This window comes from Azospirillum sp. TSH20 (genome assembly GCF_003115935.1).
In the GTDB taxonomy this organism is placed as follows: Bacteria; Pseudomonadota; Alphaproteobacteria; order Azospirillales; family Azospirillaceae; genus Azospirillum.
The window spans coordinates 1-1,505 of the sequence record NZ_LGQU01000215.1; the positions used below are offsets into that span (position 1 = coordinate 1).

1 protein-coding gene is annotated in these 1,505 nt (G+C 69.6%); it reads left to right on the forward strand.

Going from position 1 to position 1,505, the window contains the following annotated elements; translation table 11 throughout:
- Positions 1-268: 268 nt before the first annotated feature.
- Positions 269-1,486 carry an IS110 family transposase gene (locus TSH20_RS34425; RefSeq protein ID WP_109157740.1) on the forward strand — a complete coding sequence of 406 codons (1,218 nt, stop codon included), beginning with the start codon at positions 269-271 and terminating at the stop codon, positions 1,484-1,486.
- Positions 1,487-1,505: the final 19 nt, after the last annotated feature.

Genomic DNA, 1,505 nt, shown 5'->3' on the forward strand with positions numbered 1-1,505 from the left:
CCGCTCATTGGGTCACCTTAGCGCTGGTTGAGCTTTTCACCCCGCATGCGGGGTGAAAAGCTCGGCCCCGACCGAGCACCCGCCATGACGGCCAAGGCCGCTTGCCGACCAACGGCCCGTGTGAGACCCGCCACATGGCGGGTGCCGGGAGGGCACGACGGGCAACAGGGTGTAGCGCCAGGGATAGCAGCCCGGAGCGCCGGTCAATGAGCAGCCCGCAGTTCCTCCCGACGCTCGGCAGCGTAGCGCAATCACGGAGGACCTGCCCATGCCGTGTTTCGGGGGATTGGATTGGGGCGGCACCGGCCACGCCGTCTGCGTCGTCGACGGCGCCGGAGCCGCTGTGCTCCGCCTGGAGATCAAACACGATGCCGCCGGTCTGGCGGAACTGTGCAAGCGGCTGGCGAAGCTGGCGCCGGCCGGCGAGCTTCCCATCGCTATCGAACGCCCGAGTGGACTGATCGTCGATGCCCTGGTCGAGGCCGGTCATCCGGTCGTGCCGATCCATCCCAACGTCGTCAAGGCCTGCCGGCCGCGCTACCGCGCCGCCGGTGGCAAGAGCGATCCCGGCGATGCCTTCATGCTCGCCGACATTCTGCGCACCGACGGCCACCGCTTCCGGGCTCTGACGCCCTGTTCCGACGAGATCAAGGCCTTGCGTACCCTGGTCCGCGGTCGCGACGACCTGGTCGCCGAACGCGTCTGCCTGGCCAATCGCCTGCGCAGCCTGCTGGACAGCTTCTGGCCCGGCGCCGGCGCCATCTTCGCCGACATCGACTCGCCCATCGCGCTCGCCTTCGTCCAGCGCTATCCCACCCCGGACAGCGCCGCCCGCCTTGGCGAGAAGCGCCTCAAGGCCTTCCTGGCAAGCCACGCCTACTGCGGACGCCGCAGCCCGGCCGATCTGCTGGACCGCCTGCGCGCCGCCCCTACCGGGCTGGCCGGCGAAGCGGAGGCCGAGGCCAAGGGCGAGATGGTCCGCGCGCTCGCCGCCGTCCTGGAGCGCCTCGTCGCCGAGATCGCCAAGCTCTCCGCCCGCATCGAGCACACCATCGCCGAACTCCCCGACGGCAAAGTCGTGATGTCCTTCCCGAGGGCCGGACGCATCTGCGCCGCCCAGATCCTCGCCGAACTCGGCGACGTGCGCGAGCGTTTCCAAACGCCCGACCAACTCGCCGCCGAAGCCGGCGTCAGCCCCGTCACACATGCCTCCGGCAAAAGCCGCGGCGTCGTCTTCCGCTGGGCCTGCAATCATCGCCTGCGCGCCGCCATCACCTGCTTCGCCGACAACTCCCGCCATGCCTGCGCCTGGGCCGCCGCTGTCTATCGCAAAGCCCGTGACCGCGGCTGCAATCACCCCCACGCCATACGCATCCTCGCCCGCGCCTGGATCCGCGTGCTGTGGCGCGCCTGGTACGACGCCAAACCCTACAACCCTGAACAGCATACCGCCTCCAGAGCGCTCAACCTCGTTCCACAGGGTTGACACAGGGTGTCTCACACGC

Bases quoted from the DNA above. Each gene is read 5' to 3' on its own strand.
- TSH20_RS34425 (WP_109157740.1), top strand. From the start codon at position 269: ATGCCGTGTTTCGGGGGATTGGATTGGGGCGGCACCGGCCACGCCGTC.